At 36.3% G+C, this 17,934-nt stretch carries 12 protein-coding genes and 3 pseudogenes; 3 read left to right on the forward strand and 12 right to left on the reverse strand.

Translation table 11 applies throughout. From position 1 onward, the window contains the following. Positions 1-1,157: 1,157 nt before the first annotated feature. Positions 1,158-3,095 carry an ankyrin repeat domain-containing protein gene (locus EDM02_RS03210; RefSeq protein ID WP_184891118.1) on the reverse strand — a complete coding sequence of 646 codons (1,938 nt, stop codon included), beginning with the start codon at positions 3,093-3,095 and terminating at the stop codon, positions 1,158-1,160. Between the two features lie 605 nt (positions 3,096-3,700). Here EDM02_RS03210 and EDM02_RS03215 point away from each other — a divergent pair. Then, complete coding sequence (locus tag EDM02_RS03215; protein ID WP_221179601.1) at positions 3,701-4,354, forward strand: RING finger domain-containing protein; 654 nt, start codon at positions 3,701-3,703, stop codon at positions 4,352-4,354. A gap of 691 nt (positions 4,355-5,045) precedes the next feature. Here EDM02_RS03215 and rpsJ read toward each other — a convergent pair. From rpsJ to rpsL, 4 genes and pseudogenes are all read right to left on the reverse strand, one after another. Then, complete coding sequence (gene rpsJ, locus EDM02_RS03220; RefSeq protein ID WP_123663057.1) at positions 5,046-5,351, reverse strand: 30S ribosomal protein S10; 306 nt, start codon at positions 5,349-5,351, stop codon at positions 5,046-5,048. Positions 5,352-5,382: 31 nt separating this feature from the next. Then, positions 5,383-7,527, reverse strand: coding sequence for an elongation factor G (fusA, locus tag EDM02_RS03225; protein ID WP_123663059.1), 2,145 nt, complete (start codon positions 7,525-7,527; stop codon positions 5,383-5,385). Next, entirely contained in the window at positions 7,528-7,998 is a 471-nt protein-coding gene (rpsG, locus tag EDM02_RS03230) for a 30S ribosomal protein S7 (RefSeq protein ID WP_123663061.1), read from the reverse strand. 149 nt (positions 7,999-8,147) lie between these two features. After that, positions 8,148-8,420, reverse strand: a pseudogene (rpsL, locus tag EDM02_RS03235) (30S ribosomal protein S12); the annotation flags it as partial. 4 nt (positions 8,421-8,424) lie between these two features. Between rpsL and EDM02_RS03240 the strand changes: the two are divergent. Next, positions 8,425-8,730: pseudogene (locus EDM02_RS03240) on the forward strand (IS66 family transposase); the annotation flags it as partial. 362 nt (positions 8,731-9,092) lie between these two features. On the opposite strand, the gene EDM02_RS03245 reads toward EDM02_RS03240, so the two are convergent. The 6 genes from EDM02_RS03245 to EDM02_RS03270 all read right to left on the reverse strand — a co-directional run bounded on the left by EDM02_RS03245 (position 9,093) and on the right by EDM02_RS03270 (position 14,786). Then, positions 9,093-9,866, reverse strand: coding sequence for a M15 family metallopeptidase (locus EDM02_RS03245; protein WP_123663062.1), 774 nt, complete (start codon positions 9,864-9,866; stop codon positions 9,093-9,095). A gap of 298 nt (positions 9,867-10,164) precedes the next feature. Further along, positions 10,165-10,395: a hypothetical protein gene (locus EDM02_RS03250; protein WP_123663064.1), complete on the reverse strand. Its 231-nt coding sequence runs from the start codon at positions 10,393-10,395 to the stop codon at positions 10,165-10,167. Next, the gene (locus EDM02_RS03255; RefSeq protein ID WP_123663066.1) at positions 10,386-11,186 is read right to left on the reverse strand and encodes an alpha/beta fold hydrolase domain-containing protein; all 801 of its coding nucleotides are present in this window, start codon (positions 11,184-11,186) and stop codon (positions 10,386-10,388) included. Before EDM02_RS03255 ends, EDM02_RS03250 begins: the two co-directional genes overlap by 10 nt. Before the next feature lie 352 nt (positions 11,187-11,538). Then, positions 11,539-13,008 (reverse strand): replicative DNA helicase, encoded by a 1,470-nt coding sequence (gene dnaB, locus EDM02_RS03260; protein WP_184891120.1) that lies wholly within the window; start codon positions 13,006-13,008, stop codon positions 11,539-11,541. A gap of 87 nt (positions 13,009-13,095) precedes the next feature. After that, complete coding sequence (locus EDM02_RS03265) at positions 13,096-13,545, reverse strand: SufE family protein (RefSeq protein WP_123663070.1); 450 nt, start codon at positions 13,543-13,545, stop codon at positions 13,096-13,098. Positions 13,546-13,550: 5 nt separating this feature from the next. Beyond that, positions 13,551-14,786, reverse strand: coding sequence for an aminotransferase class V-fold PLP-dependent enzyme (locus EDM02_RS03270; RefSeq protein ID WP_123663072.1), 1,236 nt, complete (start codon positions 14,784-14,786; stop codon positions 13,551-13,553). 249 nt (positions 14,787-15,035) lie between these two features. On the opposite strand from EDM02_RS03270, the pseudogene EDM02_RS03275 reads away from it, so the two are divergent. Then, positions 15,036-15,212 (forward strand): annotated as a pseudogene (locus EDM02_RS03275) (IS4-like element ISWosp8 family transposase); the annotation flags it as partial. A 248-nt stretch (positions 15,213-15,460) separates the two neighbouring features. On the opposite strand, the gene EDM02_RS03280 reads toward EDM02_RS03275, so the two are convergent. After that, a complete protein-coding gene (locus EDM02_RS03280) occupies positions 15,461-17,737 on the reverse strand; it encodes an ankyrin repeat domain-containing protein (protein ID WP_184891121.1) in 2,277 nt (758 codons plus the stop codon). Positions 17,738-17,934 lie beyond the last annotated feature (197 nt).

Below are 17,934 nucleotides of genomic sequence, written 5' to 3' on the forward strand. Positions count from 1 at the left end.
CGCACGAGGGTGAAGTGCACGCAGCATAGTACCCACTATGCGAGTACACTGAATCCCGAAGCGGAACATAGCCAGCTTTTCAAAGACGAAGAGACGATTACTCAATGGATTTGGAAAGCTGGCAAGGCGCGCGAGGGTGAAGCGCACGCAGCATAGTAGAACTATGCGAGTTCGCCCCATGATGTATATACATACATCATGGGGACCCCAAGTACGCTGAATCCCGAAGCGGAACATAGCCAGATTTTCAAAGACGAAGAGTAAGCTCAAACAGGCTGATTTTCTACATTGCTCTCAGACTGAATTTTTCTAATCACAGCTTTGTTCAAGGCGAGACCGTTGCAATAGGAAACAAAAATTTAATAAAAGAAATAAGCGTCTACCTAATCATTACTAAAAAGTCTTTAAAAGTACATAAAAAATAATATTTTAGTGCTGTAAACGTACAAAAATGTACAAGTTACATCTAGATTTCTATAAAAAATACGTTGCCATTTTTCTATTGCAACGGCCTCAAGGCGCGTTTTTTATAAACTTATATTATTGCACTATTTCTAATTGGCTACACGACTGAACGGATACGACTGAATTTTTCTAGTCACAGCTTTGTTCAAGGCGCATTTTTTAAGATCTAGTATTATTGCGCTATTGCTAATGGGTGTGAACACAGATACGTATAGGCCACATGACTGAACGGATACCGTATACTACCATTAGGGATTATCGAAAGTTTTGTATCGATATATTAAGAATAAAATTAAGAGCAAGGGCTAGTATGCTGTTTGGCTACTTAGGACATTAGATCCTATAAAAAAGATTAAACAACTAGCCCTAATAAAATAAGTGATAAAAATCAGACAGTATCAGCATATTAAGCGTTGAATTATTTCAATGCGCTTATATTTACGAGTTTTTGCGATTTTGATTCTTACCTATATACCTATTTTATTTGCTCTTAATAATAAAATTTAAACATAAATTAACTATAAACCAAATTTTGCTTGATCAAAAAGTAGCTTTAAAAGAAGTAGCTTCTAAATAAATGGATAAAATCATTAATTATCAAATATTAGCCATTTGCTATAATCTATAAAATATGGCTACCATGCAAGTGAACGGATTCGTTTAGGTGTGTGGCCGTGAGATGCACGCTTTTCCTACATTACCACACATGAAGATTTACTGCATAAATCCCTTAACTCTCTAGCGCTATTTAATAATCCACTGGCCACTCTTTCGTATTCCATAGCTTGATCTGGATTTATTTTTTCCACATAATCACGTAATTGAGGTAACTGCGTACCACTTTGGGTAACTTGTCCTGTAGCATTCAAATATAAATCGGTTGTTATAAACTTGCATATATCCCATATTTCATTAGGAAGATGCGAGTGTAAACTCTCAGAATTCTGATTAGTAGGCGTATTTCTTTGCTTAAACTTATTATTCTGTAGTAAATACCCAAGTATACGCTTCTCTACTATATGAGAACCATCTCTGCTATTTAAAAGGTTAATCCCATAACAGTTGCGTATAAAGACAAGATATGCATAATCTTCAGGCGAGTATCCTTGCTTATTTTCAATGTCTTTCCTAGCACTGCAACGCTCTAAGAGCTTAACGGTATTTAGCTGACGACTTCTTGTAAACTTATGATAGCTTCCAATAAACCTACAACATTGCCTATAGGCTATATGCAACGCAGTATTTCCATCATCGTTTTGAGCATCTACCTTAACACCCGCATTTAATAAAAGCTCTATTCCATCTAAGTCACTTTGTTTCGACGCCCAATGCAAAGCAGCAATGCCCCATTTATTTTGTTTGTTTATCTTGTTGCCCCTATCCAATAATAGCTTAACCATATTTGCGTGCCTATGTTTAACTGCGTACTCTAGCGGCATCATCTGCTTTTTGTTCTGCATATCTATTTTAGCACCGTTATCTAATAATAGTTCAACTAAATTTTCTCTACCATCGATAGCTGCTAAATGCAACGCAGTATTTCCATCATTGTTTTGAATGTTTATCTGATCTATCTGGTTTATCTGTATAAGCTTATTTAATAACAGTTGAGCTATATTTTCTTGATTATATTTAACTGCCAAATGCAACGCAGTATTTCCATCTTTGTTCCGAATGTTTATTTTAGCACCGTTATCTAATAATAGCTCAGTTAAATTTTCTATACCATGTATAGCTGCTAAATGCAACGCAGTATTTCCATCATTGTTTTGAATGTTTATCTGATCTATCTGGTTTATCTGTATAAGCTTATTTAATAATAGCTGAACTATATTTTGAGCTATATTTTCTTGATTATATTTAACTACCAAATGTAACGCAGTATTTCCATCTTTGTTCTGAATGTTTATTTTAGCACCGCTATCTAATAATAGCCCAACCAAATTTTTCATGCCATATTCAACTGCCAAATGCAACACAGTATTTCCATCTTTGTTCTGAATGTTTATCTGTTCTATCTGGTTTATCTCTATAAGCTTATTTAATAATAGCTGAACTATATTTTGAGCTATATTTTCTTGATTATATTTAACTGCCCAATGTAAAACGGTATCCCGTTCACCTTGGTTCCTATAATGTATACTTGCATTATAGGACAATAATAGTTCTGCTATATCGCAGTGACCGTGTTTAACTGCCCAATGCAAAGCTGTATGCCACAATTTATCGTAACTATTTTTATTTGCCTGACTTTCTAATAAAAGCTTCGCTATATCGTACTTACCATATATAGCTGCCAGATGCAAAGCAGTATATCCATCTTTATCGATAGCCTCAATGTTTGCACCTTTATCTAATAATACCTCAGCCACATATGTGCGACCATATCTAGTGGCTGTATGCAACAATGTACTATTTCTTACCTTATCATGCTTGATTATGTCTGGACTATCTTTCGGTATTTTTTCGATACAATCCATACAGCCAGCATAGGCTGCCATATGTAACTTATCGCTATTAAACGCAGCAAGCGGAGACGCATTTTTACAGATACAATCAGATTGTGAAGCCCTTACTACGGTTTCTTGTGTAGAAATATTTTGCCCATTTGCATCCTGCGTATGCTTCATGCCATTTTTGAGATTTGTGCAACTATAGGTAATGAAACAGCTATACCATATTGCCGGATACATATACCAATTTACTGTAGATCGCCGCCTACAACCTTTTTTATATATTGAATGCACAAACATCATAACTATAATTTTAATATTTTTATTAATTAAATACATTAAACATCTATATTAATATTTAATAAATTAAATATGCATACAATTGTCTAACATGGACTTTTATTTATGTAGGTAAGCAAACTACCATACAAGCCTATAGTAAAAGGTAAGGATTATCTAAGCTTAAAGCAAATAAAGTGGCCGTATCTGTTCAGTGGAGTGGTCTATGCGTATTCCTGTTCGTATCCATTAGAAATAGTGCAATAATGCAAGATCATAAAAATACGCCTTGAAAAAACTGTAGAAAGGAAAGAAAGGAAAAAAATCAAAAGAAAATCAATTTATCTGAGCTCCGTAGGAGCGAGATTTGATTTTTGGTTTTTTTCTTTCTTTTTTATACTAGGTATATTTAATCAAAGTAACTAGCAGGTGGGGGATCCCACGCAATGCTCAACCATATATTCATCCATAACAACATAACAACACTACTACTCATACTCAATATGAAAATAAATGTGATCAACCAATTATGGTATTGCTATTTTTTTATATCGCTATTATTTATGGGATGTAGCAAATCTGCTTGTCCATATAACATAGATAAGATTAATACACAAGACAATAAAGATAATAATTTACCAACAAGAAATATAAATTCGCAAATAGTTCCTGAAGGATTACCAGCAGAAGATGATGCAGCGATAGAAAAGCAATTTATTGAGGAAATAAGCCATGCTTATGTGTATAATAATAAAAAAAATGAAAGTTGGTGGTCTCCAGATCAACTAGTTGTATATACACTACGTATGCAGGCGATTAATCTAGGGTGGTCCTTAGCAAGAGAGGCATATATCAATGGAGCGTATGGATCTTTTCTATGTGGGGTGGGAATAAACATAGCCGTATTCTATGTAACACATATGGTACCTTCGTTAAAAAGAAAAACGGAAAACGAAAGATGTAAAAATAATATACAGAGATTAATTCAGGGTATACGAGAAAAACATCCCATGAGGTGGTCCCAGTTGGATCCAACATGTAGTATATGTATAAATGAACAAGATACGCAACCTATTCAATGTGGCCATTATTTTCATGCAGCATGTATTGCACGCTGGTGGCAGGAGCATCCACGATGTCCAATATGTAACCAGTAACACAAATAATAAGGAATGTGTTTGCCTAAGTATCCGTTCAGTCATGTGGCCTATACGTATCTGTGTTCACATCAATTAGAAATAGCGCAATAATATTAGATCGTAAAAAATGCGCCTTGAACAAAGCTGTGATTAGAAAATTTCAGTTTGAAAGTTAGTAGAAAATCAGCCTGTTTGAGCCTACTCTTCGTCTTTGAAAAGCTGGCTGTGTTCCGCTTCGGGATTCAGCGTACTTGGGGTCCCCGTGATGTATGTACATACATCATGGGGCGAACTCACATAGTGGGTACTATGCTGCGTGCGCTTCACCCTCGCGCGCCTTGCCAGCTTTCCAAATCCATTGAGTGACCATAGAGAGCGAGTTCTGATTTTCAGCTTTCAGACTGGAATTTTCAACAGCTTTGTTCACCAGCGCTTGATTTTTTTTGGCTACTTTTTTTGATCAAGCAAAAAAAGTAGCTGTAAAAGAAGTAGTTGTTTAAAACAAAGAAGTAGTTTTTAAAAAAAATGGATAAAATCATCATTTATCAAATATTAGCCATTTGCTATAATCTATAAAATACGGCTGCTACGCAGGTGAACGGATACAATATTTCTATCACGCAAGTGAACGAATATATTAATATTGTATTGTAGCAAAAATCGAAAACGTTACCAATACATAAGGGAATGGTTGCCCCTAAATATCATTTTAAACTTTAATTTCAACTTCTACACCACTAGGTAGTTCTAATTTCATTAGCGCATCTACTGCCTTTGAACTATTGGAATAGATGTCTATTAACCTTTTATGGGTACAAAGCTGAAACTGTTCTCTTGACTTCTTATCTATATGTGGAGAACGCAAAACAGTATAGACCTCTTTTGTACATGGAAGCGGTATTGGACCATTTACGACTGTTCGGGTTGCCTTTACAGCTTTAACGATATTTTCTGCTGATTTATCCAATAGAATAGAATCGAATGATTTAAGTTTAATGCGAATTTTTTGATTCATATGTTTTATTGCAATAATATAGATATATATTTTATACCGTTATGCCTTTTACTTTATTGATAATACCCTCTGCTAAGTTTTTAGGAACGGGTTCATAATGCGAAAAAGTCAATGAAGCAGAAGCCCTACCTGAAGTAATGGTTCTTAGGTCAGTAACATAACCAAACAGTTCTGCCAATGGCACATCTGCTTTAACCATTTGCAACCCAATTTTACTGCTCATTCCTTTCATAATCCCTCTTCTTCTATTAAGATCACCTGTTACTGGACCTGTAAATTCATCAGGGGTAGCTACTTCTATAGACATAATGGGTTCTAGTAGCACAGGAGAAGCTTTCTGGGCAGCTGCCCTAAATCCAACCCTAGCGGCTAATTCAAATGATAAGGAATCGGAGTCAACCTCATGATAAGAACCATGGAAAATTTTAACGCGCATGGATTCTACAGGATAGTTTGCCAATGGACCATTATCCATAGCCATGGTAAATCCTTTTTGAATAGATGGGATAAATTCCTTAGGAATAACCCCTCCAACAATCTTGTTCACAAATTCTAATCCGGGCTGAATCGGTTCTTCTCCAATCTTTTCTCTAGGTCCTATTTCAAAAGAAATATCTGCAAACTTACCTCTACCACCTGTTTGTTTTTTGTACACTTCCTTGTGTGTTATGGTAGTGGTAAGCGCTTCCTTATAGGCTACTTGCGGTGCGCCCTGGTTAATTTCAAGTTTAAATTCTCGTTTAAGGCGATCAATGATAATCTCTAAGTGCAGCTCACCCATCCCTTTTAGGATGGTTTGACCAGTTTCACTATTGGTTTCCATACGCAAAGTCGGATCTTCTTCCATTAACTTGGCAATAGACATGGTTAACTTGTCTTGATCTGCTTGCTTTTTTGGCTCAATAGAATAACCAATTACCGGTTCTGGGAAGGTGATGGCTTCCAGTATAGCTTTATGCTTTTCACTTGTTAGGGTGTCCCCTGTTTTAATTTCCTTAAATCCTACAACCGCACAAATATCTCCTGCTTGTACCGTGTCAATGGGATTTTGTTTATTGGCATGCATTTGCATCAAACGAGAAATTCGTTCTTTTTTACCTGTTCTATTGTTGTAAACGTAGGATCCAGCAGGTAAGGTACCCGCATATACACGTAAAAAAGCAAGTCTACCTACAAAAGGATCCGTTGCAATTTTAAAAGCCAATGCGGTAAATGGTTCACTATTTTCTGGTTTTCTAAATGCTGTTTCGTTTGTATCTGGATGGATACAGGCTACTGGAGGTAAATCTAATGGAGAAGGAAGATACGCACATACTGCATCCAATAATGCTTGCACACCCTTATTTTTAAAAGCAGAACCACAGAGAACAGGAGAAAAAGAGAGATCCATAACAGCTTTTCGAACGGCTGCCCTGATCTCATCTGTGGTAATGGCTTTTGGATTGTCAAAGAATTTTTCCATAAGTCCTTCGTCATAACTGGCTACATTTTCAATCAATTTTTGACGCCATTCTTCAATAGTTTCTACTAAATCGTCAGGAATAGCTACTACCTGGTAGGTCATACCTAAATCATCCTCATTCCAAATCATTGCTTCATTGGTAATCAAATCCACAACTCCTTTAAATGCAGCTTCACTGCCAATAGGAATTTGCAATGGAACAGGGTTAGTACCCAGCTTTTCCTTGATTTCATTGAGCGCATTAAAAAAGTTGGCACCAGCTCTATCCATTTTATTTATGAAACAGATGCGTGGCACTTTATATTTGTCAGCTTGACGCCAAACAGTTTCAGACTGAGGCTCTACGCCACTTACGGCGCAAAATAAGGCAACTGCACCATCTAAGACACGTAAAGAACGTTCTACCTCAACCGTAAAATCTACGTGGCCAGGTGTATCGATAATGTTAATCTTGTAAGTTTGTGTTTTTTCATTTGATTTTCCTTGTATAGTAGGATATTTCCAAAATGTGGTAGTGGCAGCAGAGGTAATAGTAATCCCTCGTTCTTGCTCTTGAGCCATCCAATCCATGACTGCACCTCCATCATGTACTTCGCCTATTTTGTGGGTAAGACCTGTATAGTACAGAATGCGTTCAGTTGTAGTAGTTTTACCGGCATCAATATGGGCCATGATGCCTATGTTTCTTAAAAATGTTAATTCGTTTGTTGCCACTTATCTCAAATTAAAATGTGAGAAGGCTTTATTTGAACTTGCCATTTTATGGGTATCTACTTTACGTTTGAAAGCAGTTCCTTCTTCTTTAGAAGCTGCAATAATTTCATTGGTAAGCCTTTCTTGCATGGTTTTTTCTCCGCGGGATCGAGCAAAAGAAATCAACCATTTTATACCTAAAAAAACCCTTCTATCTGCTCTTATTTCAATAGGCACTTGAAGCGTAGCACCCCCCACGCGACGGCGTTTAACCTCTAATAGAGGGGTTACATTATTTAGCGCTCTACGCCAAACTTCCAACCCATCTTCTTTGGTTTTTTGTGCTACTAAGTCAATTGTATTATAAAATATACTAAAAGAAAGACTTTTTTTCCCTTTTTTCATTAATCCGTTTACAAACCTAGTTACAAGCGGATCTCCATATTTATAGTCAGGTGGTAAAACTCTTTTTATAGCTTGCTTTCTTCTCATAATTTATTTTCTTGCTTTCACTGAAATTAATTTTTTATCTGGGGCATGTAACCCTATGCTTGTACCCTCTCTATGATGGCTACTCTTAGAGATATAGTTCAGCTATTAAGGCAATAGCCTACAGGAACTGGTTAATTTAGATTAACCAGTTATTTCTTTTTAGATTTCTTTGCTCCATATAAGGATCTACCTTGGCATCTTCCACTAACGCCTGAGGTATCCAATACACCACGAATCACACCATATCGGACACCCGATAAGTCTTTTACTCCCCCCCCTCTAACCAGCACGATGGAGTGCTCTTGTAAATTATGCCCTTCTCCAGGAATATATACGTTTACTTCTTTACCAGTTGTGAGGCGTACCCTAGCTACTTTTTTCATAGAAGAGTTTGGCTTCCTTGGTTTCATGGTATACACTTTTGNAACCGGTTATTATTTAAGAGGTATTTTACCTATTCCTGATGCGCCGCATGCGGTACGTGTAGCTAAAAATATATTAAAAATTGAAAAAGCATTATGGAAATTCTTAGAGGATCCCTTAACTATACCCTTAACGAATAACCATGCTGAAAGGCAAATTAGACATTATGTAGTCTATCGGAAGAATGCTTACTTTACCCAATCTGAACGGGGAAATAGATTCTTGGAAAGAATAATTTCTCTCTATCTATCCTGGAAGCAACAAAAGCTAAATCCTTTCCATATTCTTTCCCAGATTATAGAGACTTAGGCCACTCCACTGAACGGATACCTTACTTTACCCAATCTGAACGGGGAAATAGATTTTTGGAAAGAATAATTTCTCTCTATCTATCCTGGAAGCAACAAAAGCTAAATCCTTTCCATATTCTTTCCCAGATTATAGAGACTTAGGCCACTCCACTGAACGGATACGTATCCGTTTGCTTGCGTAGCAACTATGTTATTCATTTAATTACAAATAGGCAATAGTTGGTATTTTTTCTGTCCATCTACCATTAGCTAATATTGCAGCGGCCTCATAGCATTATCATGCTGCGTGTGTTTCACCCCCATGGAGTTCCTATTCGGGTGAAAGTGGGCCAGAGATGGCCAGTAGATGTATTTGGACAATTACAGTAAATGTTCCGGAAAAAGTTCAGGGCGATATTCAAAATGCATGGTATCATAATGATACCACTTTCCTCCCCATATAAAATGATATTTCTCAAAAATTTTAACAATTTCTATAGGAATTTTATTTTGATAAATAGGGAATTTATCAGGATCAATATCTTCCTCCTTGATTGCATCGTTTCCAGGATTGTTTTTTTTATAGTCCCATAACCAGTAATTAGAGTGTTCTACATTTATGTCAACTGTCATACCAAAGCTATGTGCACTGGCTCGATCTGTACCTTCAATAACCCTCCAGTTAAATGTTCCACCTGGATCTTTAAGATAATCTTTGAATTCATCCGGTAAATCATCCAATTCTACTGAAATATTTTTTAATTTTTCTGATACATTATTGACTTTTGTAACTAAAAGTGAACTTGGAAGTTGAAAGCTTTTTGGCATCCACTCAATCTTAACCAGATTGCTGCTAACTTCTTCTTCACTATTTCCATATATTTTTTTGAATAATGCGATATTACGTATTCTGCCTGGATCATAATTTTGCTGTTTAACACTATCCATATAATTACCATGGCTAGATTCCACTATATACGGAATAGAAAGTTGATCAAGCAAACTGGCAGTATTCAGTTTTTCTGAGTAACTTTTTTCATTTTCTTTGCCATCACTTACTGCCTGTTGTGTACCATCTTTATAAACTATAGCCGTATCTGTAATGGCTGATATATGCTCAGGATACGCCTTTAAATAGATTTCATGTTTACGCATAAATTGATTGTTCTGGGCACAGCCCCCCTAGTAAGAATAGGATCAAGAAATATAAATAAAATAAGGATATATTGAATTGCATAATTATAATAGTTTAAAGTGTATACGTTCTATTACCCGTTACCTTCGCACTTTTTTATGTATTGAATACATAAACATCAGACTATTATTTTAATAAATTAAACATATATACAATTGCGCAGTATGGGCTTTCCTTCATCTAGGTAAGAGAATTTACTAGGCAAGTCTAAGGTAAATGTAAGGATTACGCAGGCTTAAAGCAAATACAGTGCCCATTTCAGAAATGGCTACATTCCGTATACTTTACTTTTTCATGAATAAAATGCATTATATCAGATACCATAAATTTAGAAAGAGGTGTCCTACCATGGATCATATCTTTATAAATCCTTCTATATATATGTGAACGGTGTAATGTGGGCATAACCATTTTATAATGCTCCATGTCGGCAAGCATAGCACAAGCACTATCATCCATACCCACATCCACATCCATACCTATACCCATAACAATTGGCTAGATAAGGGAATCAATCCATCATGATAAACCGCTTGCTTTTCCGTTATAAATTGTCCATACGCATCATTAAATGATTGTATCACCTGCATAGGTAAATTAACGCTAGCTGCCTTGTTAAGTAGATACTTCCCCAAATTATCATAGTAACCAGCAATTAATAAACAAGGAATGGTATGTGCATCACTATGTATAAAATTCTCTATTTGCTTGATACAGCGGCTATTAGGTAACAAATCGTTTAACCCACTTATTTTTATTTTTTTTAACAACCAGGCTAAGCCCTTTAGATACCATACATTTCCTATAGGCAAGCAATAGTTAATATGTTTCATATATGCTTTTGTATGCGCTATAAACATTTGTATTTCATTGCTGCTACGCTTTAGTATAGGTGCACCATTGAGCGGTGCAAAAAGGGTAATAATAGCTTGTATATTTAACTTATCGTTGTACTGTTTAGCCAACAAACAGGATGTAACGCCTCCTTTACTTTCTCCAATGAGAACAAGCGGAAAAGTTTTAGGGTTTACCGTGTATTTACGTAACTTACGTAAAATATACGTATAAAGTTTTTTAGATTGACTGTCTAAAGATTTTAAATTATATTGTATTTGCCAATATAAATTACTTGCCTCGATAATAGCTACTTTACTACCAAATTGAGTTGCAATACTGTTTACAACAGGTTTAGCTATAAAATTGTTTACAACTACTACCGCAAAAGAAGGGCAGGATTGTGCACAAACATAAGGAGCGTCAAACGTTAGTATTAGGAACATGATTGAAATTAGGCATGGAAATGTTACAACGGATTGTTGTTTTACCATTGACAATAATTTCATTATCGTTGCAAAAAATTTAGAAGTTGACAGGCGCATGTCACATTGAGGCCGTTGCAATAGAAAACAAAAATTTTATAAAAAAGAGAAATCTATACGCAAGTGTTAGTTAAAAGCCTTAAAAAGAATATAAACCATACATTTTTAGTGCTGTAAACTTATAAAGAACTCTATATTTGTATAATACAATGCTGCAATTTTCTATTGCAACGGCTTCGCATTTTACTAAAACGTTAGTTTTGAAAGCGATCTAATAACCAATTATAAGGTATTTTATTACCAATCCTGTACCTCAAAATACATCAAACGTTTCCTGTAGCTCATTTGCTTTACTAGAACGGATAACAGTAGTAAACTGTTCCGACTGTATAGCAGCGGGCATACCACAATCCATAAATTTCATATACCATCCTATAAATTGCAAGTGTACATTATCTAACGCCCCATTGCGATGCTTGGCAACAATAACCTCTACTAGCCCCTGCGTAGAATTGCCTGATTCATCCTCTGTTAATCCATAATATTCTGGCCTATACAAAAACAAGACAAGATCAGCATCCTGTTCAATAGAACCAGATTCACGAAGATCAGAAAGTTGTGGTCGTTTGCTGCCACCACGCGTTTCTACCGCTCTACTTAACTGAGACAATGCAATAACAGCAATATCCAACTCTTTAGCTATGCTTTTAAGGGCACGTGAAATAGAAGCGATCTCTTGTTCACGATTGCTACCACCCTTAGTCGGATCACCTGACATAAGCTGCAAATAGTCAATAACAACTAATTGAATGTTATGCTTAGCTTTAAGTCTTCTACATTTGGTGCGTAATTCAAAAATAGAAAGCGCGGGCGTATCATCTACATAAATGGGTGCATTAGAAAGCTCAGCCGTTTTATGGAGCAACTGTTCCCACTCATGGTCCATTAATTTACCTTGCTTAATTTTTTCACTAGCAAGCTCTGCTTCAGCTGAAATCAATCTATTCACCAACTGTAAAGCACCCATCTCCAAAGAAAAAATAGCTACTGGTGTTTTATAATCTATCGCCGCATTACGCAAAGCAGAAAGTACAAAAGCTGTCTTACCCATACCAGGTCTAGCCGCGATAATAATCAAATCAAACTTTTGCCAACCAGATGTAATACGATCTAAAACAATAAACCCACTAGGAATACCCGTAAGGCCATCTACACGTGTACGACGATTGGATAAATTATCAAAAGCTTCTACCAATAACGAACGCATGTCTAGATAACCTTTGCGTACATTGCCATCAGAAATTTCAAAAAGAGCCTGTTCCGTACGGTCCAACACATTAAAAACATCCATAGTAGGATCATAGGCATGCTTTTGTATAGTACTGGAAACCGATAGTAACTTTCTCCGAATTTCATATTCAATAATAGCCCTAGCATGAAATTCAATATTGGCTGAAGAGCTAATGCGCGTAGTCAGATAACTTACATAATAGCTGCCCCCTACTGCTGCCAGTTTACCATCTTTTCGCAACTGATTGACCACAGTAAGCATATCTATGGGCTCAGAATCATTAAAAAGAAATAGAATGGCCCGGTAGATTTCTTGATGGGATTCTTTATAAAAACTTTCAGGTTTTAAAAGATCAATTACACTAACCAACGCTTCTTTCTCCAACATCAATGCACCCAATACCCCCTCTTCCAGGTCTAAGGCATGCGGTGGATATTTGGCATTGGCAGCAAACCCATCAGATGTAGGAAGATGCATTGCTGCCGGTTCCATGCCTACGTTTTTAGTATACGTTTTTATCATACAAGTGTATAATTTTTATAATTAGCCTTGTCCATTAGCCTTACCACAAAGAAGCCATTATGCATGCCTGCTTTGTGCCAATCTGGATAATGCTTTTAATTTGATTTCTTTAATCATATGCGAAAATCCACTCGCTCGCTGCCATCCTATCAGTTCGCTTATGCCAATCGCCTCTACAAAATAGAACTTAGCAGCTGCAATAGCTAATATAGATTGGCCAGAAACTGCTTTAAGCAAGAGACTGATTAATCCTTTTGTAATAGCCGTATTGCTGTCTGCTTGAAAAAACAATAATCCTTCCTTTTCTACCTCCATCAACCATACTTTAGACATACAACCTTGCACCAAATGGTTATCTGTTTTATATAAGAGCTCCATAGGGGCCAATGCGCTTCCTAAATCAATAAGATAGTCAAGCATCACTTCTCTTTCTCCACACAAGCTAGCAAATGCATCTATGATATCGTCTTGATGCTGATCAATGGTTTTAAATGGTAACTTTTCCATACTACCTAAGTTGCTTTGTGAATAATTTGCTGTAATGCTTCTAAAAAAAGATCTATTTCCTCAATGGTGTTGTACAAAGCAAAAGAAACACGTACAACGCCCTCTATACCTAATCTATGCATAAGCGGCTGGGTACAACAATGGCCTGTACGGACAGCAATGCCTTTTGCATCTAACAATAAGCCGACATCTAAGTGGTGCATATTTGTTAAATTAAAAGAAATAATACCTATTCTTTCGGTAGCGCTACCTACCAACTGTACGGCTGGCATATGTGTTAAACCAGCCATGGCATAACATAGCAAGATTTCTTCATGTGCAGCCATCTTAGGATAACCTATACTTGCCATAAATTTGAGCGCTTCTGCAAAAGAAATAATCGCAGCTAAAGGAGGGGTGCCTGGCTCAAATTTATAAGGGGGATCAAGATAAATAGTATCCGTTAATGTAACCTGTTTCACCATGCCACCACCCGTTTGATAGGGAGGCATGGCTTCTAACCACTTTTTCTTACCATATAAAAACCCTAACCCAGTAAGACCATACATTTTATGAGCAGAGAAGACAAAAAAATCACAATCCAAAGCCGTAACATCAATAGGGAGATGGGCTACGGCTTGTGCACCATCTATTACAACCAGTGCACCTTTGGCATGTGCGTTATCTATAATGGTTTTAATCGGATGTATCGTCCCCAATGTATTAGAAACATAACTTACCGCAACTATTTTGGTACGTGCGGTAATCCATCTATCGAGATGGGTTAGGTCTAACTGCCCCCTATCATCCATAGGTATAACCTTTAAAATGGCTTTTTTGCGTTTACAAAGCAGCTGCCATGGAACAAGGTTGGCATGGTGTTCCATCTCAGAAATTAACACTTCATCTCCGGCACCAATTTCCATTTCTCCATAAGTGGCAGCAATTAAATTAATACTTTCTGTGGCTCCAGAAGTAAAAATAATGTTTTCTACCTCAGGCGCATGTAGGAATTTTTGTACAGCAAGGCGTGTATGTTCTAAGGCCGTCGTAACGCGAGCAGATAAGGCGTGCATACCGCGGTAAATATTTGCATTGTCCCTCTCATAGAAATGCTGTGCACTACGTATAACCGAAATGGGTTTATGGGTAGTAGCAGCATTGTCAAAATAAACCAGTGGCCTATCATACACTTGTTGATTTAAAAGAGGAAAATAAGACCTAACTTGGTCTATATCAAAAGTGTTCACAGCAGTAAGCATTATTACCCATCGTTATTACCCATTAACCATTTCTAATGCCCCTTCAGGCATTACAAGATACTACAATTTTATAAGTTTATAACCGATGTGAAGCGTACCCGTTCACCCAATGGCGTCAACTTAAGGTTTAACTATTATTGATAACCAAGTAGAATAGGATATTTTTTTTACATTTGCTACATGGCTTCTTATTTAACGAATAAATTCTTTTTTTATTATTTCATAAAAAAGTGTATGATACATTTTTTTATGAAAGAGTTTTTAGGGGAAAATTTTATTTCGGAAATTAAAGATAAATTGTATTCAGCCATATTTCAGACTATCCATTCCAAAGGCGGCCATATGTTCACACGCAGAAGGAAACTTACTTTTCCAATAGTATTTTCCACTATTTTAAAGCTAGTTAAACGAAGTTTAGGCATAGAGTGAGGCCGTTGCAATAGGGAATAACACGGCATGATTTAGCCATATTACCGCTTCGGCATGTTACGTAATAGCTTGCTGGTGTTAACCAAACACAGAATAATACTACTGATGATAAGCAGGTTATAAAATAAGCATACCATAAACACCATTATATAAGGAGTCGCATACGGCTTCTATGTATATTTTAAATTGTCTATTGCAACAGCCTCACTTTGAAAGTATCCGGTGAGATGCACGTTTTTACTACATTACCACACATCCATATCATATTCACCATAGTTAGATCCCATTCCTCTTCTTAAGTCCCTTAACGCTCTAGCGTTATCCAATAATCCACTGGCCACCCTCTCGTATTCCATAGCTTGATTTGGATTTATATTTATATTATTTCCCACATAATCACGTAATTCTTGAATTATATCCTCTCTGCCATGATTGCTTGTTATCCACCTATTCACAAAAGGTAACTGCGTACCGCTTTGGGTAACTTGTCCTGTAGCATCCAAATATAAATCGGTTGTTATAAAACTGAATATATCCATAAGTGTTTCAGCAGGCAAATACACCCTTGTAATATTCTGATTAGCAGGCGTATTTCTTTGCTTGAACTTATTATTCTGTAACAAGTACCCAAGTATACCTTTCTCTACTCTATGAGAGACATCGCTGCTATTTAAAAGGTTAATCCCATAACAGTTGCGTATAAAGACAAGATATGCATAATCTTCAGGCGAGTATCCTTGCTTGTTTTTGATGTCTTTCTTAGCATGGTAACGCTCTAAGAACTTGACGGTATCTAGCTGACGACTTCTTGTAAACTCATGATAGTTTCCAACAAACCGACAACATTGCTTATAGGCTACATGCAAAGCAGTATTCCCATCCTCGTTTTGATCATCTACCTTAACACCCGCATTTAATAAAAGCTCTATTCCATCTAAGTCGCTTTGCTGCGATGCCCAATGCAAAGCAGCAGCCCCCCATTTATTTTGTTTGTTTATCTTGTTGCCCCTATCCAATAATAGCTTAACCACATTTGCATGCCTATGTTTAACTGCGCACTCTAACGCCATCATCCCCTCTTGGTTCTGCATATCTATTTTAGCACCGTTATCTAATAATAGCTCAACTAAATTTTCTATACCATATATAGCTGCTAAATGCAATGCAGTATTTTGATCCTTATTCTGAATGTCTATCTGGTTTATCTGTTGTATCAATACAGTATTTCTATTATTGTTCTTATTAAACTTATTTAACAACAGCTGAACTATATTTTTTTGATTATATTTAACTGCCAAATGTAATGCAATATTTCCCCTTTTGTCTTGTATATCTTTAGCACCACTATCTAATAATAGCCCAACCAAATTTTTCATGCCATATTTAATTGCCAAATGCAATACAGTATTATTATTATTGTTCTGAATGTTTATCTGCTCTATCTGGTTTATCTGTATAAGCTTATTTAATAACAGCTGAGCTATATTTTCTTGCTTGCATTTAACTGCCAAATACAACGCAGTATTTCCATCTTTGTTCTCAATGCCTATTTTAGCACCGTTATCTAATAACAGCTTAACTAAATTTTCTCCACCATCTTTAACTGCCAAATGCAACACAGTATTTTTATCATTGTTCTGAATGTTTATCTGTTGTTTTATCTGGTTTATCTGTATAAGCTTATTTAATAACAGCTGAGCTAAATTTTCTCTACCATGTATAGCTGCCAAATGCAGCGCAGTATTTCCATCTTGGTTCTGCATATCTATTTTAGCACCGCTATCTAATAATCGCCTACCCAAATTTTCCATGCCATATTCAACTGCCAAATGTAACATAGTATTTCTATCATTGTTCCGAATGTTTATCGGTTCTATCTGGTGTATCTCTATAAGCTTATTTAATAACAGTTGAGCTATATCTTCTTTATTACATTTAACTACCCAATGCAAAACGGTATCCCCTTCACCCTTGCTCTTATAACGCATACTTGCATTATGGTGCAATAATAGTTCTACTATATGGAAGTGACCATGTTGAACTGCCGAATGCAAAGGGGTATACCACCAATTATCGGAACTATTTTTATTTGCCTGTCTTTCTAATAAAAGCTTAGCTGTATCGTACTTACCATATATAGCTGCCATATGCAAAGGGGTATATCCATATTGGTCAATAGCCTCAATGTTTGCATCTTTATCTAATAATACCTCAACCACATTTGTGTGACCATATGCAGCGGCTATATGCAACGCTGTGCTATTTCTTACCCTATCATGCTTGATTATTGCTAGTCTATCATCTTCCGGTATTTTTTTGATACAATTTATACAGCCAGTACAGGCTGCCATATGCAATGGCAGGTCGTTCCACCAATCGCCATAGGCTGCAATATGCAATGGCTGGATTTTAAACTCAGGATGCTGAGGCTCATTTTTACAGGTACAATCAGATGGTGAAGCCCTTATTACGGTTTCTTGTGTAGAAATATTTTGTCCATTTGCATGCTGCGTATGCTTCATGTCATTCCTGAGATTTGTGCAGCTAAAGGTAATCAAGCAGCCATACCATATGGTCGGATACATATACCACCTTACTGTAGATCGCCGCCTACCATCTTTTTTATATATTGAACGTATAAACATCATACTATAATTTTAATATTTTAATATTTTAATAAATTAATAAATTAAACATGCATATAATTGCCCAGTATGGA

Source organism: Candidatus Cardinium hertigii (genome assembly GCF_003788695.1).